Annotated in this window: 24 protein-coding genes; 8 read left to right on the top strand and 16 right to left on the bottom strand. The window is 65.1% G+C overall.

The window, feature by feature from the left end; translation table 11 throughout:
* Positions 1-54: 54 nt before the first annotated feature.
* From ILT42_RS02485 to ILT42_RS02495, 3 genes are all read left to right on the top strand, one after another.
* Complete coding sequence (locus tag ILT42_RS02485) at positions 55-2,232, top strand: malate synthase G (RefSeq protein ID WP_204213730.1); 2,178 nt, start codon at positions 55-57, stop codon at positions 2,230-2,232.
* A gap of 35 nt (positions 2,233-2,267) precedes the next feature.
* Positions 2,268-2,972 carry a fumarylacetoacetate hydrolase family protein gene (locus ILT42_RS02490; protein WP_204213731.1) on the top strand — a complete coding sequence of 235 codons (705 nt, stop codon included), beginning with the start codon at positions 2,268-2,270 and terminating at the stop codon, positions 2,970-2,972.
* A gap of 69 nt (positions 2,973-3,041) precedes the next feature.
* On the top strand, positions 3,042-3,287 hold the full coding sequence (locus tag ILT42_RS02495; protein ID WP_204213732.1) for a hypothetical protein: 246 nt from the start codon (positions 3,042-3,044) through the stop codon (positions 3,285-3,287).
* A gap of 7 nt (positions 3,288-3,294) precedes the next feature.
* Here the strand turns inward: ILT42_RS02495 and ILT42_RS02500 are convergent, their stop codons facing one another.
* The 6 genes from ILT42_RS02500 to argE all read right to left on the bottom strand — a co-directional run bounded on the left by ILT42_RS02500 (position 3,295) and on the right by argE (position 10,285).
* Complete coding sequence (locus ILT42_RS02500) at positions 3,295-4,224, bottom strand: ABC transporter ATP-binding protein (protein ID WP_229428421.1); 930 nt, start codon at positions 4,222-4,224, stop codon at positions 3,295-3,297.
* A gap of 71 nt (positions 4,225-4,295) precedes the next feature.
* Positions 4,296-5,288 carry an ABC transporter ATP-binding protein gene (locus ILT42_RS02505; RefSeq protein WP_204213734.1) on the bottom strand — a complete coding sequence of 331 codons (993 nt, stop codon included), beginning with the start codon at positions 5,286-5,288 and terminating at the stop codon, positions 4,296-4,298.
* 17 nt (positions 5,289-5,305) lie between these two features.
* Entirely contained in the window at positions 5,306-6,277 is a 972-nt protein-coding gene (locus ILT42_RS02510) for an ABC transporter permease (RefSeq protein ID WP_204213735.1), read from the bottom strand.
* A gap of 10 nt (positions 6,278-6,287) precedes the next feature.
* Positions 6,288-7,268, bottom strand: coding sequence for an ABC transporter permease (locus ILT42_RS02515; RefSeq protein WP_204213736.1), 981 nt, complete (start codon positions 7,266-7,268; stop codon positions 6,288-6,290).
* A gap of 111 nt (positions 7,269-7,379) precedes the next feature.
* Positions 7,380-8,975, bottom strand: coding sequence for an ABC transporter substrate-binding protein (locus ILT42_RS02520; protein WP_204213737.1), 1,596 nt, complete (start codon positions 8,973-8,975; stop codon positions 7,380-7,382).
* 155 nt (positions 8,976-9,130) lie between these two features.
* On the bottom strand, positions 9,131-10,285 hold the full coding sequence (gene argE, locus ILT42_RS02525; RefSeq protein WP_204213738.1) for an acetylornithine deacetylase: 1,155 nt from the start codon (positions 10,283-10,285) through the stop codon (positions 9,131-9,133).
* A 157-nt stretch (positions 10,286-10,442) separates the two neighbouring features.
* On the opposite strand from argE, the gene ILT42_RS02530 reads away from it, so the two are divergent.
* Both ILT42_RS02530 and ILT42_RS02535 read left to right on the top strand, forming a co-directional pair.
* Complete coding sequence (locus tag ILT42_RS02530) at positions 10,443-10,823, top strand: RidA family protein (protein ID WP_204213739.1); 381 nt, start codon at positions 10,443-10,445, stop codon at positions 10,821-10,823.
* Between the two features lie 11 nt (positions 10,824-10,834).
* Positions 10,835-11,806, top strand: coding sequence for a threonine ammonia-lyase (locus tag ILT42_RS02535; protein WP_204213740.1), 972 nt, complete (start codon positions 10,835-10,837; stop codon positions 11,804-11,806).
* A 4-nt stretch (positions 11,807-11,810) separates the two neighbouring features.
* On the opposite strand, the gene ILT42_RS02540 is transcribed toward ILT42_RS02535, so the two are convergent.
* The gene (locus ILT42_RS02540; RefSeq protein ID WP_204213741.1) at positions 11,811-12,704 is read right to left on the bottom strand and encodes a diacylglycerol/lipid kinase family protein; all 894 of its coding nucleotides are present in this window, start codon (positions 12,702-12,704) and stop codon (positions 11,811-11,813) included.
* Between the two features lie 127 nt (positions 12,705-12,831).
* Between ILT42_RS02540 and ILT42_RS02545 the strand changes: the two genes are divergently transcribed.
* The 3 genes from ILT42_RS02545 to ILT42_RS02555 all read left to right on the top strand — a co-directional run bounded on the left by ILT42_RS02545 (position 12,832) and on the right by ILT42_RS02555 (position 14,279).
* On the top strand, positions 12,832-13,347 hold the full coding sequence (locus ILT42_RS02545; RefSeq protein ID WP_204213742.1) for a hypothetical protein: 516 nt from the start codon (positions 12,832-12,834) through the stop codon (positions 13,345-13,347).
* Positions 13,348-13,460: 113 nt separating this feature from the next.
* Positions 13,461-13,805 carry a DUF6152 family protein gene (locus tag ILT42_RS02550; protein WP_229428423.1) on the top strand — a complete coding sequence of 115 codons (345 nt, stop codon included), beginning with the start codon at positions 13,461-13,463 and terminating at the stop codon, positions 13,803-13,805.
* Between the two features lie 6 nt (positions 13,806-13,811).
* Entirely contained in the window at positions 13,812-14,279 is a 468-nt protein-coding gene (locus ILT42_RS02555; protein ID WP_204213744.1) for a hypothetical protein, read from the top strand.
* Here ILT42_RS02555 and rfbD read toward each other — a convergent pair.
* The 9 genes from rfbD to ILT42_RS02600 all read right to left on the bottom strand — a co-directional run bounded on the left by rfbD (position 14,274) and on the right by ILT42_RS02600 (position 23,250).
* Complete coding sequence (rfbD, locus tag ILT42_RS02560; RefSeq protein ID WP_204213745.1) at positions 14,274-15,152, bottom strand: dTDP-4-dehydrorhamnose reductase; 879 nt, start codon at positions 15,150-15,152, stop codon at positions 14,274-14,276. The two genes, ILT42_RS02555 and rfbD, sit on opposite strands and share 6 nt — an antisense overlap.
* The gene (rfbB, locus tag ILT42_RS02565) at positions 15,149-16,219 is read right to left on the bottom strand and encodes a dTDP-glucose 4,6-dehydratase (RefSeq protein WP_204213746.1); all 1,071 of its coding nucleotides are present in this window, start codon (positions 16,217-16,219) and stop codon (positions 15,149-15,151) included. The genes rfbD and rfbB overlap by 4 nt, the downstream gene beginning before the upstream one ends.
* Positions 16,220-16,249: 30 nt before the next feature.
* On the bottom strand, positions 16,250-16,828 hold the full coding sequence (rfbC, locus tag ILT42_RS02570) for a dTDP-4-dehydrorhamnose 3,5-epimerase (protein WP_204213747.1): 579 nt from the start codon (positions 16,826-16,828) through the stop codon (positions 16,250-16,252).
* A gap of 114 nt (positions 16,829-16,942) precedes the next feature.
* The gene (locus ILT42_RS02575) at positions 16,943-18,580 is read right to left on the bottom strand and encodes a GMC family oxidoreductase (RefSeq protein WP_204213748.1); all 1,638 of its coding nucleotides are present in this window, start codon (positions 18,578-18,580) and stop codon (positions 16,943-16,945) included.
* Between the two features lie 13 nt (positions 18,581-18,593).
* On the bottom strand, positions 18,594-19,565 hold the full coding sequence (locus ILT42_RS02580) for a branched-chain amino acid ABC transporter permease (RefSeq protein ID WP_204213749.1): 972 nt from the start codon (positions 19,563-19,565) through the stop codon (positions 18,594-18,596).
* A 2-nt stretch (positions 19,566-19,567) separates the two neighbouring features.
* Positions 19,568-20,455 (bottom strand): branched-chain amino acid ABC transporter permease, encoded by an 888-nt coding sequence (locus ILT42_RS02585; protein ID WP_204213750.1) that lies wholly within the window; start codon positions 20,453-20,455, stop codon positions 19,568-19,570.
* Positions 20,456-20,457: 2 nt separating this feature from the next.
* A complete protein-coding gene (locus ILT42_RS02590) occupies positions 20,458-21,165 on the bottom strand; it encodes an ABC transporter ATP-binding protein (protein WP_204213751.1) in 708 nt (235 codons plus the stop codon).
* Positions 21,158-21,919: an ABC transporter ATP-binding protein gene (locus tag ILT42_RS02595; protein WP_204213752.1), complete on the bottom strand. Its 762-nt coding sequence runs from the start codon at positions 21,917-21,919 to the stop codon at positions 21,158-21,160. Before ILT42_RS02595 ends, ILT42_RS02590 begins: the two co-directional genes overlap by 8 nt.
* Positions 21,920-22,035: 116 nt before the next feature.
* Positions 22,036-23,250, bottom strand: coding sequence for an ABC transporter substrate-binding protein (locus ILT42_RS02600; RefSeq protein WP_204213753.1), 1,215 nt, complete (start codon positions 23,248-23,250; stop codon positions 22,036-22,038).
* Positions 23,251-23,347: the final 97 nt, after the last annotated feature.

Genomic DNA, 23,347 nt, shown 5'->3' on the forward strand with positions numbered 1-23,347 from the left:
CTGGAGGGACGATCGCACTATGTTCGCCCGGCATTCAAGGGAGGCAGGTCCGATATGGAACGGGTCGAGGTTGCGGGATTGAAGGTCGCCAAGGTTCTCCACGATTTTATCGGGGAGGCCGCGCAGGGAACGGGAATCTCCCCGGACGCCTTCTGGACGAGCTTCGCAGGCCTCGTGAAGACCTTCGCCCCGCGTGACCGCGAGCTCCTCAAGGTTCGCGACGAGCTCCAGGCCAAGATCGACGCCTATCACAGGGAGCGCAAGGGCCGCCCCTTGGACATGGCCGAATACGAGCGCTTCCTGCGCGACATCGGCTATATCCTGCCGGAGCCCGCCAGCGTCACCGTGTCGTCGCAGAACGTCGACGACGAGATCGCTCGCGTGGCCGGACCCCAGCTCGTGGTGCCGATCTCCAATGCGCGCTACGCGCTGAATGCCGCCAATGCCCGCTGGGGACGTCTCTACGATGCCCTGTACGGCACGGACGCCCTGCCCGAGTCGGACGGCATGGGTCGGTCGGGCAGCTACAACAAGGCCCGCGGCACCGCCGTCGTGGCGCGCGCCCGCCAGATCCTCGACGAAGCCGCCCCCCTCGAGAGCGGCTCCCACGGGAAGGCGACGGCCTACGGCATCGAGGACGGCGCACTGATCGTGACGCTCGAGGACGGCGCGCGTACGACCTTGAAAGACCCGGCCCAGTTCCTCGGCTATCGCGGCGAGGCCTCGGCGCCCCAGGCGATCCTGCTCAGGCATAACGGCCTGCATCTCGAGATCGCGATCGACCGCGCAAGCCCGATCGGCGCCGACGACCCGGCGGGCGTGTCCGATCTCGTCCTGGAATCGGCCGTTTCCACCATCATGGACCTGGAGGACAGCGTTGCGGCGGTCGATGCGGACGACAAGGTCGTCGTCTACCGCAACTGGCTTGGCCTGATGCGCGGCGATCTGGTGGAAAGCTTCGAGAAGGGCGGCCGGACCGTCGAGCGCCGCCTCAACAAGGATCGCGTCTATCGCGGCCCTGGGGGAGAAGAAGTCCGCCTGCATGGGCGCAGCCTCATGCTGGTGCGCAACGTGGGCCACCACATGTTCACGGATGCGGTGCTCGACGAGAGCGGCCAGGACATCCCCGAGACCCTGCTCGACGCCGCCGTGACCTCGCTCATCGCCATGCACGACCTGAAGGCACGGGGCGACATCCGCAACAGCCGGGCGGGTTCGGTCTACATCGTCAAGCCGAAGATGCATGGTCCCGACGAGGTGGCTTTCGCCAACGATCTCTTCGCGGCCGTCGAGGACATGCTCTCGCTCCCGCGCCAGACGCTGAAGATGGGAATCATGGACGAGGAGCGGCGCACGACCGTCAATCTCAAGGCCTGCATCCAGGCCGCGGCGGACAGAATCGTGTTCATCAACACGGGCTTCCTCGACCGCACGGGGGACGAGATCCACACCTCCATGGAAGCGGGTCCGATGATCCGCAAGAACGACATGAAATTGACGGCCTGGATCAAGGCCTACGAGAACAACAACGTGGATGTGGGTCTCGCCTGCGGGCTGCCTGGCAAGGCCCAGATCGGCAAGGGCATGTGGGCGGCCCCCGACAAGATGGCCGACATGCTGGAACAGAAGGTGGGCCATCCGCAATCGGGCGCCAACACGGCTTGGGTGCCCTCCCCCACGGCCGCGACCCTGCACGCGCTGCACTACCATCAAGTCAGCGTGCATGACCGTCAGGCGGAGCTGCGGGGCCGGGAGCGCGCTCGGCTCGCGGATATCCTGACGATCCCTGTCTCCCAATCCAATTGGGCTCCGGATGCGGTGCAGCAGGAGCTCGACAACAACTGCCAGGGCATCCTCGGCTACGTGGTTCGCTGGATCGACCAGGGGGTCGGCTGCTCCAAGGTGCCGGACATCCATGATGTCGGCCTGATGGAGGATCGGGCGACCCTGCGCATTTCGAGCCAGCATATCGCCAACTGGCTCCACCACGGCATCGTCTCGGAGTCCCAGGTGATGCAGACGCTTCGGCGGATGGCCGAGGTGGTCGACCGGCAGAATGCGGGCGATCCGCTCTACCGTCCCATGGCGCCGAACTTCGAGGGTCCGGCTTTCCAGGCCGCCTGCGATCTCGTCTTCAAGGGCCGGGCGCAGCCCAACGGCTACACCGAATGGGTCCTCCACGAACGACGCCGGGAGGCGAAGGCCCAAGGAGCCGCGGCGCTTCCCGCCTGAACCCCGCACCTCGCATTTCATTGAAAGACCTCAGAATGACCGACCGTCCGGCCTCCTCCGCCTTCGTCATCGAGCCCGCCGCCATTCCGTCCCTGCCGGTTCAGGGAAGCGACCTGCGTTTTCCGGTCCGGCGCATCTACTGCGTCGGGCGCAATTACGCGGAGCACGCCAAGGAAATGGGGCACGACCCGAACCGCGAACCACCCTTCTTTTTTCAAAAGAACCCCGACGCCCTCAACACCTCCGGGATCTTCCCGTATCCCGTCAAGAGTTCGGATGTGCACTATGAGATCGAGCTGATCGTGGCGCTCGGCAAAGGTGGCACCGACATCGCCCCGGGCGACGCGCTCGACCACGTGTTCGGGTATGGCGTCGGCCTCGACATGACGCGGCGCGATCTGCAGGGCGAGGCCAAGAAGATGGGCCGCCCCTGGGAAATCGGCAAATCCTTCGAGGCCTCGGCTCCCTGCGGGCCCCTCATTCCCGTCTCCGAGGCCGGACACCCGGCGGCCGGAGAGATCTGGCTCGACGTGAACGGGGCCCGGCGCCAGACCGGCGACCTCTCCCAGATGATCTGGAACGTCCCGGACACCATCGCCTATCTGTCGGCCTACTTCACCCTGGCGGCCGGCGACATCATCATGACCGGCACTCCCTCCGGCGTCGGAGCGGTGCAGCGGGGGGACGTGCTGTCGGGCGGCGTGGACGGCATCGGGACCCTCGACGTGAGGGTCGTCTAGGGTCCTTCCGGGAACGACTTCCAGTCAGTCCCGTTGCATGGTCAACCGCGACCCTCCCGGGAGCCTGCCATGCTGACCGAGACCGACCTCAACGCACCGGCCGTCATCCAGTACGAGACGGCCGGCGCCACCATCGACGAGGGCCAGGTGGACTGGAGCGACGGACGAGAATTCGCCTCGCTTCGGGAGGCCCTGCACTGGGCGGAGACCTCGGAGGCGCCCGCAGGCCAGGAGGCCTATATCCGCGCCGCCTCGGGTTTCGTGATCCGGCCCGAAATGCTGGAGGGATTGTGGGCCAGCCTCCAGGGCCCCTGAGACAGCCTCAGGCCGCGGCCGGAATGGTGATGCGCCCTTCGTGCACCGCATGACAGGCCACGCCGCCCAGGAGCGGCGGGATTTCCCGCCGGCAACGATCGTTGGCGAAGGGGCAGCGGGGATTGAAGGTGCAGCCGCTGGGCGGGTGAATGGGGTTGGGGATCTCACCCTTCACGGGGATGCGCTGGCGACCGGACATCCCCACATCCGGCACCGCGTCCAGCAGCATGCGGGTATAGGGGTGCTTCGGAGCCAGGAAGAGTTCCCGGCCGCCTGAAATCTCCACGATCCGTCCAAGATACATCACCCCGATCCGGGTGGCCATGTGGCGGACCACGGCAAGGTTATGGCTGATGAACAGGTAGGTCAGCCCCAGCCGATCCTGGAGGTCGCGCATCAGGTTGAGGATCTGCGCCTGTACCGACACATCGAGGGCCGAGGTCGGCTCGTCGCAGACGATGAACTCCGCATTGGACGCCAGCGCGCGGGCAATGGCGATGCGCTGGCGCTGCCCTCCGGAGAATTCATGCGGAAACTTGCGCCCGTCATCGGGATGAAGGCCGACGAGGGTGAGAAGCTCTCCGACCCGGTTGCGGATCTGGGCGTCGTCCTCGAGCAGGCCGAAGGCCCTGATCGGCTCCGCGATGATGCGATCCACCCGCCAGCGCGGGTTGAGGCTCGCATAGGGATCCTGGAAGATCATCTGGATCCGCCGCCGCAGGCGCTGCCGCTGCGCCGCGTCCGTGCGCCCGGCCATGGCAACGCCGTCGATCGTGACGCCCCCGGCGCTCGGCGGCAGGAGACCGACCACCATGCGGGCGACCGTGGACTTGCCCGAGCCCGACTCCCCTACGAGCGCAAAGGTCTCGCCTTTGGCGATGTCGAAGGAGACCCCGTCCACCGCTTTCAGGAACTGCTTTTCTTCCCGCTCCAGCATGCGGTTGAGCCAGGGCTTCGACACGTCGAAGACGCGGCGGAGGTTGTCGACTTGCACATAGGAGCGTTCGGTCACGCCAGGGCCTCCGCTCGGATGGTCGTTTCGTCGTAGAGATGGCACGCGACCCGGTGCAGGTCGCGCTGGATCGGTTCGGGCCGTTCGACGCGGCATCGGTCGAAGGCGAAGGGACAGCGCGGATTGAAGGCGCAGCCCGTCGGTATCGCCGACAGGCGGGGCATGGAGCCAGGAATCTGAACGAGACGGTCCGTCTCGACCTCCAGGGACGGGATCGCCCCCATCAGGCCCTTGGCGTAGGGATGCAGCGGGTTCTGCACCACGTCCCGGACCGGACCGATCTCCGCGATGCGGCCGGCATACATGACGGCAACCCGGTCCGCTGTCTCGGCGATCACGCCCATGTCGTGGGTGACCAGCATGATGGCGGTGCCGTGATCGCGCCCGAGGCGCTTGAGCAGGGTGATGATCTGGGCCTGGACGGAAACGTCGAGGGCCGTGGTCGGCTCGTCGGCGATGATGAGCTCGGGTTCGGCGCAAAGCGCGAGCGCGATCACGACACGCTGGCGCATGCCGCCCGAGAACTCGTGCGGGTAGCTGTCGATCCGCCTGTCCGGCGCCGGAATCCCGACCTCGGCCAGAAGATCGATGGCCCGCTTGCGGGCGGCAGACGACGACAGGTTCGTGTGGGTGCGGATCGTCTCCACGAGTTGCTCGCTGACCCGGTAGAGCGGGTTGAGGCTCGTGAGGGGATCCTGGAAGATCATGCCGATGCGCTTGCCGCGAACCCGGCGCAACTCTTCGGGAGGCAGATTGTCGATCCTCATGCCCGACAGGATAACCTCGCCTCCGGCGATGCGGCCGGGCGGGTCGATCAGCCCGACGACGGCGGATCCCGTCACGGATTTGCCGGCGCCGGACTCGCCGACCACGCCGAGCACCTCGCCCTTGGCAATGTCGAAGGAGATTCCGTCGATGGCCTTGAGCACGCCCCGGCGGGTGACGAACTCCACATGGAGGTCCCGGACGGACAGAACGGGTTGCGACATGGCTTTTCTCCGCTCCCCTACCTGAGTCTCGGGTTCAGGGCGTCACGCAGCCAATCGCCCAGGAGATTGATCGAGAGGACGAGGATCGCCAGGGCGACGCCGGGGAAGGCGATGATCCACCATTCGCCGGAGAACAGGTAATTGTTGCCGATGCGGATCAGGGTGCCCAGCGACGGCATGGTCTCGGGCATGCCGGTGCCAAGGAAGGAGAGCGTCGCTTCCGTGATGATCGCCAGCGCGAGGTTGATGGTCGCGATCACGAGGACCGGCCCCAGCACGTTCGGCAGCACGTGCCGGAACATGATGACGGGGGCCGGGAGGCCGATGAGGCGGGCCGCCGCGATGTAGTCCTTGTTCTTCTCCACCATCACCGAACCGCGAACGGTTCGGGCGTACTGGACCCAGAAACTCAGACCGATGGAGAAGACCAGGACGCCCAAGGTGGCGGCTGGACTGAGTTGTCCGCCGGCCACCGACTTGACGACCCCGTCCACGAGGAGGGCGCAGAGGATGGCCGGGAAGGTCAATTGCACATCGGCCACCCGCATGATGACCGCGTCCACGGTGCCGCCGAAATAGCCCGCGATCAGGCCGAGCGCGATGCCCAGCGTCGCCGAGAAGGCCACTCCCAGGAAACCCACGAGGAGTGAGACGCGCAGGCCGTAGAGGATGGCCGAGAAAACGTCGCGTCCCTGCTCGTCCGTCCCCAGAAGATAAGGCGCCACCCCGTCGGCTTCCCAAAGGGGCGGGATGCGGCTGTTGAGGAGGTCGAGCTGCGCCGGATCGAAGGGGTTCTGCGGGGCCACGAGCCCAGCCAGAATTGCGGCCAGGAGGAACAGGAGCGTCAGGAAGGTTGCCAGCATGGTCAGCTTCGAGCGCTTGAAGCTTGCCCAGATGTCGCTGTCGAGGAAACGGGCATGCCACGGCGAGGACGCGGCGGGCGCCTTGTCCGGCGCGAGGACGGGAGCGGATTGCAATCCTTCGGTCATGGCTCGCTCCTCACGCCGGCTGCCGGATGGTGGTGCGCAGACGCGGGTCCACGACCGTGTAGAGGATGTCGACCGCGAGGTTGATGACGACGAAGATGAGCGCCACCAGCATGAGGTAGGCGGCCATGATCGGGATGTCGACGTTCTGCACCGCCTGGACGAAGAGAAGCCCCATGCCGGGCCACTGGAAAACGGTCTCGGTGATGATCGCGAAGGCGATGACCGAGCCGAATTGCAGGCCCACGATGGTGATGACGGGCACGAGGGTGTTCTTCAGGGCGTGCCCGAAGTGGATCGCCCGGGTGGTGAGGCCGCGCGCCCTTGCAAACTTGATGTAGTCCGTTCGCAGGACCTCCAGCATCTCGGCCCGCACGATACGCATGATCAGCGTCATCTGGAACAGCCCCAAGGTGATCGACGGCATGATGAGCGCCGTCCAGCCGGACAGGGTCAGAAATCCGGTGGTCCACCACCCGATCCTGACCGTATCGCCGCGCCCGTAGGACGGCAGCCAGCCCAAGGTGACGGAGAACAGGTAGATCAGCAGGATGCCGATGAGAAAGGTCGGCAGGGAAATGCCCACGAGCGAGACGGTCTGGAAGACCTTGGCCAGGATGCTGTCCCGTTTCAATCCGGAATACACGCCCATCAGGACGCCGAAGACCGTGGCGAAGATCGTGGCGCACAGGGCCAGCTCCATGGTGGCCGGAACGCGCTCGGCGAGGAGATCCGAGACCGGCTGGCGGAACTGGTAGGACACGCCGAAATCGCCTTGCGCGGCCCGGAACAGGTAGCGTGCGAACTGCACCGGCACGGGATCGTCGAGTCCGAGGGAAAGGCGCACCTGCTCTCGTTCGGCGGCCGGCGTATCGAGGGACACGATCTGGTTTACCGGATCGCCGGCGAAGCGGAACATCGCGAAAGCGATGATTCCGACAGTCAGCAGAACGCCGATCGCCTGGAGGGCTCGGCGGATGATGAAAGCAAGCATTCCGGTTTTCAAACCCCGGTGTCCTCGGAGACCTAGCGTCGTCCGGGCACTGTTGAGCGCGACACCCCGGAACCCGCCAGGCGGGTTCCGGGATTCGGGATCAGGCGCGCGTTATTCCTTGCGGGCCCAGTAGAGGAGCACCGAGTTGTCGGCGCGTTGGTTCAGCTTCACCTTCTTCGACACGCCCCAGGCGAGAGCCTGCTGGTGCAGCGGGATGTAACCGTAATCCTTCACGGTCTCCTGGAAGGCTTCCTTGATCATCTGGTCGCGCTTGGCCTTGTCACCCTCGACCAGGATCTTGTCGGTCAGCTCGTCGTGCTTCTTGTTGCAATAATTGCCGAGGTTGGACTCGCCGCGCGAGGATTGCGCGTTGTCGCGGCAGCCTTCGATGTCGAAGAGGACGTTGTGACTGTCGAAGGTGCCCGGCGTCCAGCCCAGCAGATAGAACGACGTGTTGTAGTTGCCGGACTTCAGGACCTTGCCGAAGTACTGCGCCTTCGGCTGCGCCATGAGGTTCACCTTCACGCCGACGCGGGCCAGCATGCTGACGACGGCCTGGCAGATCGCCTCGTCGTTCACGTAGCGGTCGTTGGGGCAATCCATGCCGACTTCGAAGCCGTTCGCGTAACCGGCGTCGGCCAGGAGCTTCTTGGCGCCCTCGGGATCATATTTCGGGCGTTCGAAATCCTTCGCGAAGACGAAGAGCTCCGGCGCGATCATGAGAGCCGACGGCGTGGCGAGGCCGCGCATGACGCGGGACTTGATGGTCTCGATGTCGATGGCCTTGAAGAAAGCCTCGCGAACCTTCGGATCCTTGAACGGGTTCTTGCCCTTCACGTTCGAGAACAGCAGCTCGTCGCGGGTCTGGTCGAACCCGAGGAAGATGGTGCGCAGCTCGGGGCCGGACATGACCTGAGCGTTCGCGCTGCTGTTCACACGCTGGATGTCCTGCAGCGGAACGGGCTCGATCACGTCGACCTCGCCCGACAGGAGAGCTGCCACGCGGGTCGCGTCGGAGCCGATGGGCGTGAAGACGATTTCGTCGAGGTTATGCTCGGGCTTGCCCCACCAATCCTTGTTGACCTTGAACACGGTCTTCACGCCGGGCTGGTGGCTCTCGATCTTGAACGGGCCGGTGCCGTTGGCGTTGAGAGCCGAGTAGCTCGGCGTCGTGGCGGCGGCGGGCGTCGGTGCGACGGCGTTGTTGGCTTCCGCCCATTCCTTGTCGAGAATGTACCACGTATCCCATTGGTAGTTCAGGATCGGGTTGGGGGACTTCAACTTCACGTCGATAGTGTAATCGTCGACCTTGACGAACTCGGCACCGCTGGGAACACGGGTCTGGAAGTTCGAACCGGGCGCCCGGACGCGGGTCGCCGAGAAGATCACGTCGTCGGCCGTGAAGGGATTCCCATTGTGGAACTTGACGTTCTTGCGCAGGAAGACGCGCCAGGTCAGGCCGTCCTCGCTGATTTCCCACTTTTCGGCGAGACCCGGCTCGATCTTGAGATCCTTGCCGCGCTTCGTCAGACCCTCGTAGACATGCCCCAGATGTGCGTTGGTGGTCGTCTCGTTGACCGTGTAGGGGTCAAGCGACTTGAGGTCGCCCTGATTGGCGTAGCGAAGCGTCACGGCCATGGCCGGGAAGGCGGTGCTGGCGAGGAGGGCTGCTCCCGCAGCCGCCAGAAGAGCTGTCCTGGTCTTCATCGGTTGTCGTTCTCCAATGGAAGGTCCCGCGTCGTTGCGCGGGATTTTTTGTTGTGGGAGAGCCTATCCGAGGCGGCTCCGGCTCCCTTGCCGCAGAAGTTAGACAGGGTTCGCCTCGGCGGTCTAGCCCTCTCTTGGCCTGTCATGCTTAGTATTTAGGCACAGAGATCGTGAACGATGCGCCGCAGCAGGCGCTCGCCCGCCTCAAGCTCGCTCACCTCGATATACTCGTCGGGCTGATGCGCCTGGGCGATGTCGCCAGGCCCACAGACCACGGTCGACCAGCCCTCGCGCTGGAACAGCCCCGCTTCCGTTCCATAGGCCACCACATGGGTGGCGTTGTCGCCCGTGATCCGCCGCGTCCAGCGCTCGGCCTCCCCGTCGCTCTCCGGGCGCAGCCCGGGAACTTCGGCGATCAACTCGACGCTCACCCCCGTCTGGGGAATCACCGCCTTCATGCGAGGCTCGATCACATCCCGGATATAGGCCTTGTAGCGGTCGAGATAATCGAGGGGGCTTTCCGTGGGAATGGCCCGGATATCGCTGTAGAACCAGGCGGATGAGGATACGATGTTGGCGGCCGTGCCGCCCACCATCATGCCGCAATGAAGAGTTGTATAGGGCGGTTCGAACGTGCTCTCGGGGTCGGCTCTCCGGCGGTTCTCTTCCATCACGTCTTCGTGCCACGCGATCAGGCGCGCCGCGTTCATGACGGCGCTGACGCCCTGGTCGATGCGGCTGGAATGGACCGCAAAGCCCGTCACGTCCGTGCGGATCTGCACGGACGCCTTGTGGCCGGTCACGACCGCGTGGCGCGTCGGCTCGCCAACGATGACGGCCGCCGGCGTCGGCAGGGTCTCGGCCATCCGCCGCACCATGGACGGAGCGCCCCGGCAGGCCAATTCCTCGTCATAGGACAACGCGATGTGCACGGGCCGCTTGAGCGGCGCCTTCACCATTTCGGGCACCAGCGCCAGCACGAGGGCATCGAATCCCTTCATGTCGGTGGCGCCGCGCCCGTAGAGCTTTCCGTCGCGTTCGGTGAGCGTCCAGGGATCGCTGGTCCAGGCCTGGCCCTCGACCGGGACCACGTCCGTGTGGCCCGAAAAGACGATCCCGCCTTCGACCTGGGGGCCGATGGTGGCGTAGAGATTGGCCTTGTCGCCTTCCGGGCTCATGACGAGATTGCTCTCGACCCCGTAGCTTTGCAGCCAATCCCGGCAGAAATGGATGAGGTCGAGATTGCTGCTGGTGGAGACGCTGGGAAACGCAACCAAGCGCGCGAGCATTTCGCGGGAAGACAGGGACATCGATGGGGACCTCTCGGAATCGCGGTCAGCATCCAACCGGGAGGATCGGACGGTCAAGCTCGAATTAGGGGTGAGACAATTCCGGGCCGGAGCGCTTGCGGCCGGTTGACCCGGTGCGATCCCCAGACCATGATCGCGCGCCTTCCAAAGCCGGATCATGACCCGCGACGCCATCCTCACCCATCGGGCCGCCCAGCCGCTCGGCCCCTATTCGCAGGCCGTGCGGGCGGGAGACTACATCTTCGTCTCGGGACAGTTGCCCCTGGACCCGCAGAACAGGCTCGTGGGCGCGGGCGACATCAAAGCCCAGACCGAGGCCGTCTTCGCCAATATCCGGGCTATCCTGGACGAGGCGGGAAGCGCCATGGACAAGGTGGTCAAAACCACCGTTTTCCTGACGAATCTCGATGATTTCGCCGGAATGAGCGAAGTTTACGCCGCAACGTTCCATGCCCCCTACCCTGCGCGCTCGACGGTCGAGATCGGCAGGCTCCCGCACGGGATGCTGCTCGAGATCGAGTGCATCGCTCTCAGCTGACGGACCAAACCATGCCCCCCTTCGATGTGACCCTGTCGGATATCGAGACCGCGCGCGAGCGCATTCGCGGCCTCGTGCGGCGCACGCCCGCCTACGAGAGCGCCGACGTCTCCGCACGGCTCGGCCGGCGCACGTTCCTCAAGATGGAGGCCCTGCAGATCGCCGGCTCCTTCAAGGTCCGCGGCGTCTTCAACAAGATCCTGACCCTCAGCGAAGCCGAGCGCCGGCGCGGTCTTGTCACGGTCTCGGGCGGCAACCACGCCATCGCCCTCGCTCGGGTGGCGAACACGCTGGGGATCGAAGCCCTGATTCTGATGGCGAAGGTCACGCCGCGCTTCAACATCGACCTGACCCTCAAATACGGCGCGAAGGTCGAACTCTGCGAGGATTCCGCCGAGGCTTTCGCCAAGGCCGAAGCCTATGAGCGGGAGGGCAAGCTCTTCGTTCATCCCTACGACGATCCGGCCATCATCGCCGGGCACGGCACCGTCGGCCTGGAATTTCTCGACGACGCGCCCGACCTCACCCACGTCTTCGTCTCCATCGGCGGCGGCGGCTTCATGGCGGGTGTCGCGTCGGGCCTGAAGGCGAAGCGTCCGTCCATCAAGGTCTACGGGGTCGAAACGACGGGCGCCCAGACGATGACGGAAGCCCTGAAAGCCGACAGCCCCGTCACCATCCGGTCCACCTCGATCGCCCGGACTCTCGGGGCCCCCTTCGCGACCGAGCGCACTCTCCTGGCGGCCAAGTCGTTCCTGGAGACGATCCTCCTCGTGGAGGACAAACCCGTCGTGTCGGATCTCACCTGGATCCTTCAGACCGAGAAACTGCTCTGCGAACCGGCCGCCGCGTGCGTGCTGACAGCCGCCGGGACGGTCGCGTCGTCGCTGCCGGAGGATGCCGTCATCGGCCTTGTGCTGTGCGGTTCCAACGTGGCGCTGCCGGATCTCGAGGCATGGCGGCGGGACTTCGCCCTGGCGTGATGGACTAGGCCTTCGGAACCTTAAGCCGCAGGGCGGCGGGCAGGACCCCGATCCGCACCGGTGTCCGTGTCAGGGCCTCTCCATCCACGGAGACGAACTGCTCGGGCTCGGTGGCGATTTCGATCTCTCGGGCCTCGAACACGTCCAAAAGATCTGGATCCCGGGTTCGTCCCAGGGCGATCTGCATCCACATCCTGCCGAGAACCCAGGGCGAGGCTCCCTTGATGGCGCGGACCACGAGCCGCCCACTGTCCATCCGGGCCTCCGGAAGCGCCACCAGGCCGCCGTGATAAGGCCCGTTGGCGATCCGGAGATCCAACGTCTCAAGACAAACGGGCTTGCCGTCCAGGACAAGGCGGCATGCGAACGCGCGATAGGAGCGAAGGCGGCTCAAGGCTACCATCAGGTAGCCCGAGCGGCCCAGATGACGCTTCATGGCGTCCGAAGAACTGCGGTGGATGGCGCTTGTCACGCCGATCGACACCGCATTGGTGAAGCATTCCTGGTTGATTCGACCGAGATCGACCCGCGCGACGGCGCCTTGCGCCAGGACCCGCGCCGCCCCTTCAAGCCCCAGCGGGATGCCGTTGGCCCGAGCGAAATTGTTGGCGGTCCCCATGGGAAGAATTCCCAGCACGATGTCCCGACCGGCAAGGAGAGACACCACGGAGCTGACGGTCCCGTCCCCGCCGCCCACGACGATGAACCGGTGGCCTCGGCCGATCGCCTCCTCGACGATACCGACAATCCGGGCCGCGTCGCGAACCGGATAGGCTTCCGTCAGGCGAATTCCCTGTCGTTCGATCTCCCGTTTTGCCATGTCATAATAACGCTGCCCCCAGCGCGACTGCGTGTTCACGACGAGAACGGCTTCCTGCAACGCTTCACTGGACTTCACGGGCGACATCCCTTGGCTGCCACCGATATAGGCGACGCAGGGAGATTCGGGCATCCGTTCAAGAGCCCTGCGGAACAAGACCCTGACCCTCGGGTTAGCCCCTCGATCAGAACGCTGGGTGACGACAATGTTGAACCATGCGACCACAGCTGCTCTACTCTTGTTCCTCAGCCCGACCCTGGCCCAGGCCGCGGAAGACAATTACCTGGACCGTTTCAAGGGCGGATGGAATGGATCGGGCAAGGTTCAACGCAGCGTCGATTCGAGTCCCTGGAACGTCCGCTGCAACCTGAAAGGCTTGGCCCCTGGGGAAAATCATATCTCCATCCAGGGCAATTGCCGCGCAGCCGTGATCGTACAGCGGCAGATCGGCGTAGAGCTGACCTACGATCCAGCGTCCGGTCGGTACCAAGGCACCTATATCGGATCCAATGCCGGACCAGCCCGCCTCTCAGGCACGCGCAAGGGCGACCTGATCAATCTGGCCATCACTTGGCCTCGCCCGATCAATGGCGATACACGATCGAGCCTGACAATCCGCAACGACGGATCCGGCACGCTTCGGATCACGGTCGCCGACAACCTGACTCCCGGTGGCCCAATCCAGCAGACCTCCGACATCGTCCTGCAGCAAGGTGAGTAGCGGGGAACCACAACGCCCTCCCGAAAACGTGAAGTCTCCCGTCTAGCCATGGCGGGGATGCGCCTAGATGCTCTCGGGGTGCGCTCGAGCTCTGGAGGCAGTCCATGAAAATAATGCTGTTCGGATCCTGTCTGCTTGGCGCCCTGGCTTGCGGCGGTTTAGCCTATGCACACCATGGGTGGGGGAGCTACGACGCCGGGAAGAAATTCACGATGACGGGTGCCATTGCGGAGGTCGAATGGGCCAATCCCCATGTCCATGTGACTGTCGAACATGACGGGAAGCCTTGGGAAGCGGTGCTGGCCCCACCGTTCCGAATGAGCGCCCGCGGCCTCCAGCCCGACATGCTCAAGCCTGGCACCACGATCAGCCTCGAAGGGTATCCCTCCACCCGCGTTGCCACGGAGATGCGGGCGGAGCGTCTCATCGCAGACGGCAAGACATACGAGTTGCGCTGACCCGTCATGTATCTCGACCTGTTGGCGGCTTTAGAGAGTTCCTGGGTCGGGCATACGGCCCGGCACTCGGCGTGGACCTTCACGATTGCCAACCTGCTCCATGTGCTCGGAGCCTCCTTGCTCGTGGGCGGCATCGCGGTATTCGACCTGAAGGTTCTGGCCGAGAGAGGGCACAACGCCTGGCAGGTGGGCCGCTACGCGATTCCGCTGGCGGCGGCGGGCCTCGCCCTGCAGATCCCGACCGGCGTTATCCTGCTCGCCGCGGAGGCGAGAGCCCTGGGCGTGAACCCGGCTTTCTACGCCAAGCTTATCTTCATCGCCCTCGGCATCGCGAACGTGGCACTCTTTCACGCCCGCTTCGGGGCTAGGTTGAGAGGCGGGCTCCTCCCCCCGGATGCGAGGGTCTATGCGGGCATATCCCTCGCAGCCTGGATCTTGGCACTACTGGCCGGCCGCATGATCGCCTATCTATGAGCGATTGCCCAACAAGGCCTGGACGGTCTCGTCCGTGGCTTGTTCCCAGGGCAGCGCCGTAAAGCCGAAGGCTTGGGCAAACAGGCTGGAATCCAACTCCGAATTGGCCGGTCTCTGGGCCGGCGTCGGATAGTCCCGCGTCGTGATCGCCGTCACCGCCGGCCGACGCCCCGTGAAGGGCTGCTGCGCCTCTATGATCCGCGACGCGAAGCCATGCCAGGTGGTCACCCCCTGCCCCGCGACGTGATAGGTTCCGAACGCCGCCTGCCCCTCGTCGATCCGCCGGGCCACTTGGAGGATCGCGCGGGCCAGGTCGGCCGTCGAGGTGGGACATCCCCGCTGGTCGGCCACGACCCGCAACTCGTCCCGCTCGCCCGCCAGACGAAGCATCGTCTTGAGAAAGTTTGCCCCGTACACGCCATAGACCCAGGCCGTGCGCAGGATCAGGTGCCGGTCCCAATGGTCCCGGACAGCCGCCTCGCCCGCCGCCTTGCTGCGTCCGTAGACCCCAATCGGCGCGATCGGATCGCTCTCCCGATAGGGGCCTGTCTTGCTGCCGTCGAACACATAATCTGTGGACACATGGACCAGCGGAATCCCAGCCACCGCGCAGGCTCGGGCCAGAACCGCGGGGCCGGTCGCGTTGGTCCGGAACGCCTCCTCGGACTCGCTCTCAGCCCTGTCCACCTTGGTGTAGGCGCCCGCATTGACCACGAGACGCGGGGCGGACGAACGAATGGCCTGCGTCACGGCCGCCGGGTCGGCAAGGTCGGCCTCATGCCGGCTCAGGCCCGTCAACGGCACCCCCCGGGCACCCGCCAGAGCGGTCAATTCCTGTCCGAGCTGTCCGCCTGCGCCGAAGAGGAGGATCATGCGCCCGCCCCCAGCCGTTCGCCGCGATAGATGCCCGAGCGGATCCGCTCCCACCACGGCCGGTTCTCCAGATACCACCGCACCGTCTTGGCCAATCCGGTCTCGAAGGTCTCACGAGGCGTCCAGCCAAGCTCCCGGCCGATCTTGGCCGCGTCGATGGCATAGCGCCGGTCGTGCCCCGGACGGTCCTTCACGAAGGTGATCAGCCCCCGGCGCGCCCCGATGGCCCCATCCGGCGCCAGATCGTCCAGGATCCGGCAGATCGCCTCCACGACCTCCAGATTGGTCTTCTCGTTGTGGCCGCCCACATTGTAGCTCTCACCCACCTCCCCCGTCTGCGCGATCCGGAGCAGCGCCCGGGCGTGGTCCTCTACGAACAGCCAGTCGCGCACGTTCGAGCCGTCGCCGTAGACCGGCAGGGGTTTGCCCTCGAGCGCGTTCAGGATGACGAGCGGAATCAGCTTCTCGGGGAAGTGATAGGGCCCGTAATTGTTGGAGCAGTTGCTCACGAGCGTGGGCAGCCCGTAGGTATGATGCCACGCCCGCACCAGATGGTCGGAAGCCGCCTTCGAGGCCGAGTACGGCGAGCGCGGATCGTAGGCTGTCGCTTCCGTGAAGAAGCCCTCGGGGCCGAGCGAGCCGAACACCTCGTCGGTGGAGACGTGGTGGAACCGGAAGGCGTCCTTCTCAAAGCCCGGCAGACCCTGCCAATAGCCCAGAGCCGCCTGCAGCAGGCTGTAGGTGCCCACCACATTGGTCTGGATGAAGGCGCCCGGCCCGTCGATGGAGCGGTCGACGTGGCTCTCAGCCGCCAAGTGCATCACCATGGTGGGGCGGAAGGAGCCCATCACCTCGCTCATGCGGGCGGTATCCAGGATGTCGGCCCGCACGAAGCTGTAGCGGGGATCGTTCTCGACCGGCTTCAGGGAATCGAGGTTGCCCGCATAGGTGAGCTTGTCGAGAACGAGAACCGCGTGGGGTGTCCCGGCAATGATTTCGCGGGCGACGGCCGATCCGATGAAGCCGGCGCCGCCGGTGACGATGATGCGGTGAGGAGAAGAGGACATGCGAGACGTATCTCTGGCTCGAGATGGGGCTCAGGCCCCTGGAGGCCGGTACTGGAATGGGGAGACAAAGCTCTCGAAGGCAGGCAGCCCCTTGTCCTTGTCGGACAAGACGGCCTCCGCCGCCGTGATCGGCCAGTCGATGCCGATGGCGGGATCGTCCCACTGGATGCCGCCGTCGCACGAGGGCGCATAAAAGCCGTCGACCTTATAGGCGACCTCGGTGTCGGGCTCGAGCGTGCAATAGCCGTGAGCGAAGCCGCGGGGCACGAAGATCTGCTCGCCCCCTTCGCCCGTGAGCGTCTCGCCCACCCATTGCCCATAAGTGGGAGAGCCGCGCCGAAGGTCGACCGCCACGTCGAAGATGGAGCCCCTGAGAACGCGGACGAGCTTGGCCTGAGGTTCGGGCGGGGCCTGAAAGTGCAGGCCGCGCAGCGTGCCGGCCTGCGCCGAGAACGCCTGGTTGTCCTGAACGAATGTCACATCCCCGAGAAGCGATTCATAGGCGCGCGTGCTGTAGGTCTCGACAAACCAGCCGCGCGCATCGCCGAACCGGCGCGGGACAAGCACGAGCACGTCAGAAATCGCCGTTTGGCGAACGGTCAGTGACATTGAGATCTCACACCGAGAAATGAAAGGTTCATATTCCTATTTTCTAATAATGAGTATGTCGGTGCCTCAGACCACAATTCCAAAATAAGAGCAATATATCAGCCAAAGACCAGCTTAAGACGCCCGCCCGCTCATTCCTGCCGCTGCCCTAGCGTCCTCCAGGATCATCGTCGCCCCCTTGTCGGCGATCATGATCGTGGGGGTGTTGGTGTTGCCGCTGGTGATGGTCGGCATCACGGACGCGTCGACCACCCGAAGGCCCTGGATGCCGTGAACCCGGAGCCGGGCATCGGTGACGGCCATCGGATCGCTTCCCAGCCCCATCTTGGCGGTCCCGACGGGATGGAAGATCGTGGTCCCGATGGCGCGGGCCCCGTCGAGAAGCTGTTCGTCGGACACGAGGTCGCCTCCGGGCCTGTACTCCTGCGGGTGGAACCGCTGGAGAGCCGGCTGGGACACGATATGGCGCACGAGGCGCAAGGAATCGACGGCCACTCGCTGGTCCTCTTCCGTCGAGAGGTAATTCGGCCGGATCGAGGGTTTCTCGAAGGGATCCGCCTGCCTGATCCCGACACTGCCCCGGCTGGTGGGCCTGAGATTGCACACGCTGGCCGTGAAGGCCGGGAAGGTATGGGGAGCCTCTCCGAACTTGTCGAGGGACAGGGGCTGGACGTGGAATTGGAGATTGGGCGTCGCGTAATCCGGCGAGGAGCGGGTGAACGCGCCGAGCTGGGACGGAGCCATGGTCAGCGGCCCGCGCCGGAAAAGCGCATATTCCAAGGCCATATAGCCTTTACGGAAAAGCGAGCCGTATTGCTCGTTCAGCGTCCGCACGCCCCGGACCTTGTAAATCGGCCGCAGCTGGAGGTGATCCTGGAGATTGGCGCCGACACCGGGGAGGTGATGAACGACGTCGATCCCGAGCCGACGCAGGGTGTCGCCGTCGCCGACACCTGAAAGCTGCAAAAGCTGCGGCGACGCGATGGCGCCGGACGACAGGATGATTTCCCGCCGGGCGCGGATCCGGCGGGTGAAGCCACCCTGGCGGAACTCCACCCCCACGGCCTTGCGGCCCTCGAACAGGATCCGCAGGACCTGGGCATGGATCTCGAGCTTCAGGTTCGGGCGCTTCAGGGCAGGCTTGAGAAAGCCTCGCGCCGATGACCAGCGTCGACCGCCGCGCTGGTTCACGTGGAAATAGCCGACGCCCTCGTTGCTGCCGGTGTTGAAATCGGAACTGCGCGGGATCCCGGCCTGCTCGGCGGCTTCGATGAAGGAATCGAGGATCGGCCAGCGCATGCGCGGCTCCTCGACCCGCCACTCGCCTCCGGCCCCGTGATGCTCGCCCGCGCCGAGGTAGTGATCCACATGCCCCCGGAAGATCGGTCTGACGTCGTCCCAGCCCCAACCCTCCAGGCCGAGCTGGCGCCAATGGTCGTAATCCTCCCGCTGGCCGCGCATATAGATCATGGCGTTGATGGCCGAGGAGCCGCCGATCACCTTCCCGCGCGGATAGTTTAGTGCCCGGCCGTTGAGGCCCGGCTCGCTTTCTGTGGTGAACATCCAGTCGGAGCGCGGATTGCCTATGGCGAAGAGATATCCGACCGGGATGTGAAACCAGATCCAGTTGTCCTTGCCCCCCGCCTCCAGGAGACAGACCTTGTTGGCAGGGTCCTTGGACAGCCGGTTCGCGAGGACGCAGCCGGCCGACCCGGCTCCAACGACCACGTAATCGAATGCGTCATCCGCCATGGCGAGATCGCCCTCAAACCTTCTTGGAAGGCCGGTTCAGGAGCGCCAGAATCTCTCCCACGATGCCTTTCCGGAAGACGAGCACGCAGATCACGAAGATGACGCCGATGAGAACCGTGACCGGGAAGTCCGAAGCCGCCAGATAATGCTGGAGCGTCACCACGAGGCCCGCGCCCACCACGGGCCCGACCATGGTCCCGATCCCGCCCAGCAGGGTCATGAGGATCACCTCCCCGGACATCTGCCATTGCACGTCCGTGAGGGTCGCGAACTGGAAGATGATGGCCTTGGTACCGCCCGCGAGGCCGGCGAGCGCCGCCGACATCACGAAGGCTCCGAGCTTGTAGCGGTCCACGCGATAGCCGAGCGATACGGCGCGGTTCTCGTTTTCGCGGATCGCTTTCAGGATGTTGCCGAACGGCGAGTTGACGATGCGCCAGATGGCGAAGAAGCCGAAGAGGAAGATCGCCAGGGTGACGTAGTACATCGTCAGCGGTTCGCTCAGGTCGAAGATCCCGAGCATCCGCCCGCGCGGCACGCCCTGGATGCCGTCCTCGCCGTGCGTGAAGGGCACCTGAAGGCAGATGAAGGCGAACATCTGGCCGAGCGCCAGGGTGATCATCGAGAAGTAGATGCCCTGGCGGCGGATCGCCAGGAACCCGACCACAAGGCCGATCCCCGCCGCGCCGGCGACGCCGAGCAGGATACCCGTCAGCGGCTCCCAACCCCATTCCTTAACGGCATGTGCAGTGAAATAGGCCGCGCCGCCGAAGAATGCCGCATGGCCGAAGGACAGGAGGCCCACATAGCCGATGAGCAGGTTGAACGCGCAGGCGAACAGCGCGAAACACAGGATGTTCATCAGGAAGACGGGATAGAACGCGAAGGGCGCGGCCAGCAGCGCCGCGACCGCGACCAAGCCGAAGACCAGTGATGGGGTTCGGATATCGGGAGCGGCTGTGGGGTTCTTGACGGCGATGGTCATGGTCAGGCCTCCCGGCCGAACAATCCTGCCGGCCGGATCAGCAGCACGACAGCCATGATCACGAAGATCACGATGTTGGAGGCTTCAGGATAGAAGACTTTGGTCAGGCCCTCCAGCAGGCCGAGCATGTAGCCCGTCAGGATGGCGCCCAGGATCGACCCCATGCCGCCCACCACCACCACGGCGAAGACCACGATGATGAGGTTGGAGCCCATGAGAGGGCTGACCTGATAGATCGGGGCGGCCAGCACTCCCGCGAGGCCCGCCAAACCCGCGCCGAGGCCATAGGCCAGGGTCAGCAGCAGCGGGACGTTGACGCCGAAGGCCTGGACCATGACGGGGTTCTCCGTCGCGGCCCGAAGGTAGGCGCCGAGACGGGTCTTCTCGATCAGCAGCCACGTCCCGATGCAGACCGCCAGGGAGGCGACGACCACCCAGCCACGATAGATCGGCAGGAACATGAAGCCGAGATTGACGCCCCCCGTCAGGGCGGCGGGCGGCGCGTAGGGCTTGCCCGAGGTGCCGAACCAATAGCGGAACAGCCCCTCGATGATGAGCGCGAGACCGAAGGTCAGAAGAAGTCCGTAGAGCGGGTCGAGGCCGTAGAGCCGTCGCAGCATGGTGCGCTCGATCACGATGGCGACGCCCGCAACGATCACAGGCGCCAGGATCAGGGCCGGCCAATAGGCCACGCCGCCGTAGAAGAGCAGCAGGTAGGCCACGAAGGCTCCCAGCATGTACTGGGCTCCGTGCGCGAAGTTGATGATGCGGAGCAGGCCGAAGATGACCGCCAGCCCGAGGCTGAGCATCGCGTAGAAGGAGCCGTTGATGAGGCCAAGCAGAACCTGGCCGTAAAGAGCGGGCGCCGGGACGCCGAAGATGGTGTTCATGGCTAGACTCCCAGCACCTCTTGCAGCTCGCCCATGCGGGCATCGAGTTCGTGGCCCGGGAAGGAGCCCACCATGCGCCCGTCCTCCATCAGGTAGAACCGGTCCGCCACCTTGCGGGCGAAACGGAAGTTCTGCTCCACGAGAAGGATCGTCATGCCGCGTTTCTTGAGTTCCACCAACACGTCGCCGATGCGCTGGACGATGACGGGAGCCAGGCCCTCCGTCGGCTCGTCGAGCAGGAGGGTCGTGACGCCCGTGCGCAGGATGCGGGCGATGGCCAACATCTGCTGCTCGCCGCCGGAGAGCTTGGTGCCCTGGCTGGTGCGACGCTCATGGAGGTTCGGAAACAGGGCGTAGATCTCGTCCACGCTCATGCCGCCCTCGGCCACCTTGGGCGGCAGGAGAAGGTTCTCGGCCACGGTGAGGCTGGCGAAGATCCCGCGCTCCTCCGGCACGTAGCCGAGGCCAGCCCGTGCCACGTGGTGGAGGGGCTTGCGGAGCAGGTCCTGGCCTTTGAGCCGAATGGCGCCCTCCCGCTTGCGCAGGATGCCCATGACGGCGCGCAGGGTGGTGGTCTTGCCCGCCCCATTGCGGCCGAGAAGCGCCACCGTCTCGCCCTCGCGGATGTCGAGGTCGACCCCGTGCAGCACGTGGCTTTCCCCATACCAGGCCTGAAGCCCGCGAACTTCCAGGTAAGGCGCCTCACTCATGCTCGCTTCCCATATAGGCCTCGCGCACCGCGGGATTTTGGCTGACCTCGTCGTAGGTCCCCTCGGCCAGGATCTCGCCTCGGGCCAGAACGGTCACCCGGTCGCAGAGATCGGCCACCACGTTCAGGTTGTGCTCCACCATCAGGACCGTCCGGTCCTTGGCGATGCGCCGGATCAGGTCGGAGACGCGTCCGATATCCTCATGCCCCATACCCGCCATGGGCTCGTCGAGGAGCAGCATGGCCGGGTCCAGCGCCAGGGTCGTGGCGATCTCGAGCGCGCGTTTGCGGCCGTAGGACAGCTCGACGGCCGGCAGATGGGCATAGGTCGAGAGGTTGACGGCGTCGATGAGTTCATGAGCCCGCGCATCGAGGCCCGCGAGCGTCTTGGAGGAGCGCCAGAACTGGGTGGCGAGGCCGGAGGGTCGCTGGAGCGCGACCCGGACATTGTCGAGCACGGTCAGGTGCGGAAAGACCGCCGAAATCTGGAAGGATCGCACGAGGCCGAGCCGCGCCACCTCGGCGGGCGCCATCTTGGTGATCGTATCACCCCGGAAGGTGATCTCGCCCCGCGTCGGCGTGAGGAATTTTGTCAGGAGGTTGAAGACGGTCGTCTTGCCGGCGCCGTTCGGGCCGATCAGCGCGTGGATCGTGCCCTCCTGAACGTTGAGGGTCACGTTCTTCACCGCCGCGAAGCCGCGGAATTCCATGGTCAGCCCACGGGCGCTCAGGATGGGTTGGGCGTGAGCCGTCATGGCAATCGGCAATCCTGGTGCGAGGCTGAACGCATGAGGAGGAAGCTCCGAGGGTCTTCTGGTGGCAAGAAGGGCGGGCGCACCGGATGCGCGCCCGCCCTCGTGTCGTTTCAGGCTTACTGGGTCAGCGCGCAGCCGCTCTCGGCCAAGGCCGTATAGGCCTGGTCTCCCGGCACGGTGGCGAGCTGCTTGTACATGTCCCACTCGCTCTTGCTCTCTTCGGGCTTCTTCACCTGGAAGAGATACATGTCGTAGACCATGCGGCCGTTGGGCAGCACCTTGCCGTTCTTGGTCAGGATGTCCTGGACGGGCATCTCGTGCAGGGCCTTGGCCACCGGCTCGGTCGCGTCCGTGCCGGCCTTCTGGATCGCCTTCAGGTATTGCGAGACCGCCGAATAGGTGCCCGTATGGATCATGTTGGGCATGCGGCCCGTCTTCTCCATGAAGCGTTTGGCGAAGGCGCGGTTCTCATCGTTCTGATCCCAGTACCAGCCCTCCGTGAGGGTCAGGCCCTGAGCGGCCTTCAGGCCGAGGCCGTGGACCTCCGCCAGGGTGAACAGCAGGCCCGCGAGGCGCTGGCCACTCTGGGTGATGCCGAACTCGGAGGCCTGCTTGATGGCGTTGGCGGTGTCGAGACCCGCATTGGCGAGGCCGACCACGTCGGCGCCGGAGCTCTGGGCCTGGAGCAGGAAAGACGAGAAATCGTTGGCGCTCAGCGGATGGCGCACGGAGCCCAGCACCTGGCCGCCCTTCGACTTCACGTATTTGGACGTTTCGCCTTCGAGCGAATAGCCGAAGGCGTAATCGGCCGTGAGGAAGAACCACTTCTTGCCGCCGTTATCGACCAGCGCGCCGCCGGTGCCGACCGCCAGGGCGTGGGTGTCGTAGGCCCAGTGGAAGCCGTAGGGGGAGCATTGCTTGCCGGTGAGGTCCGTGGTGGCCGCACCCGTGACCATGTTGATCTTCTTCTTTTCCTTGGACAGGCCCTGCACGGCCAGCGCCACGGACGAGGTCGTCAGCTCCATGATGGAATCGACCTTCTCGGTGTCGTACCACTGGCGCGCGATGCTCGACGCGATGTCGGGCTTGTTCTGGTGGTCGGCGCTGATGATCTCGATGGGTGCGCCCAGAACCTTGCCGCCGAAATCGGCCACGGCCATCTTGGCCGCCTCGACGGAATACTTTCCGCCGAAATCCGCGTACACGCCGGATTGATCGTTGAGAATGCCGATCTTCACGACGCCGTCCGAGACCTGCTGCGCCTGCGCATAGGCCGAGGTCGCCAGGACGCTGCAGCTGAGCGCGAGGAGCGCCTTCTTGAGGTTCAACATGAGTTCCACCCTTTCTTCCGTTCCCTGGTCTTGTTCAGACCCGTGTTTGTGGGCCTATCGTGTGGCGGTGAACCCATAGGGTCAAGAAAGGGCGGCT

It is taken from the genome of Microvirga pudoricolor (assembly GCF_016892705.1).
Lineage (GTDB): Bacteria > Pseudomonadota > Alphaproteobacteria > Rhizobiales > Beijerinckiaceae > Microvirga > Microvirga pudoricolor.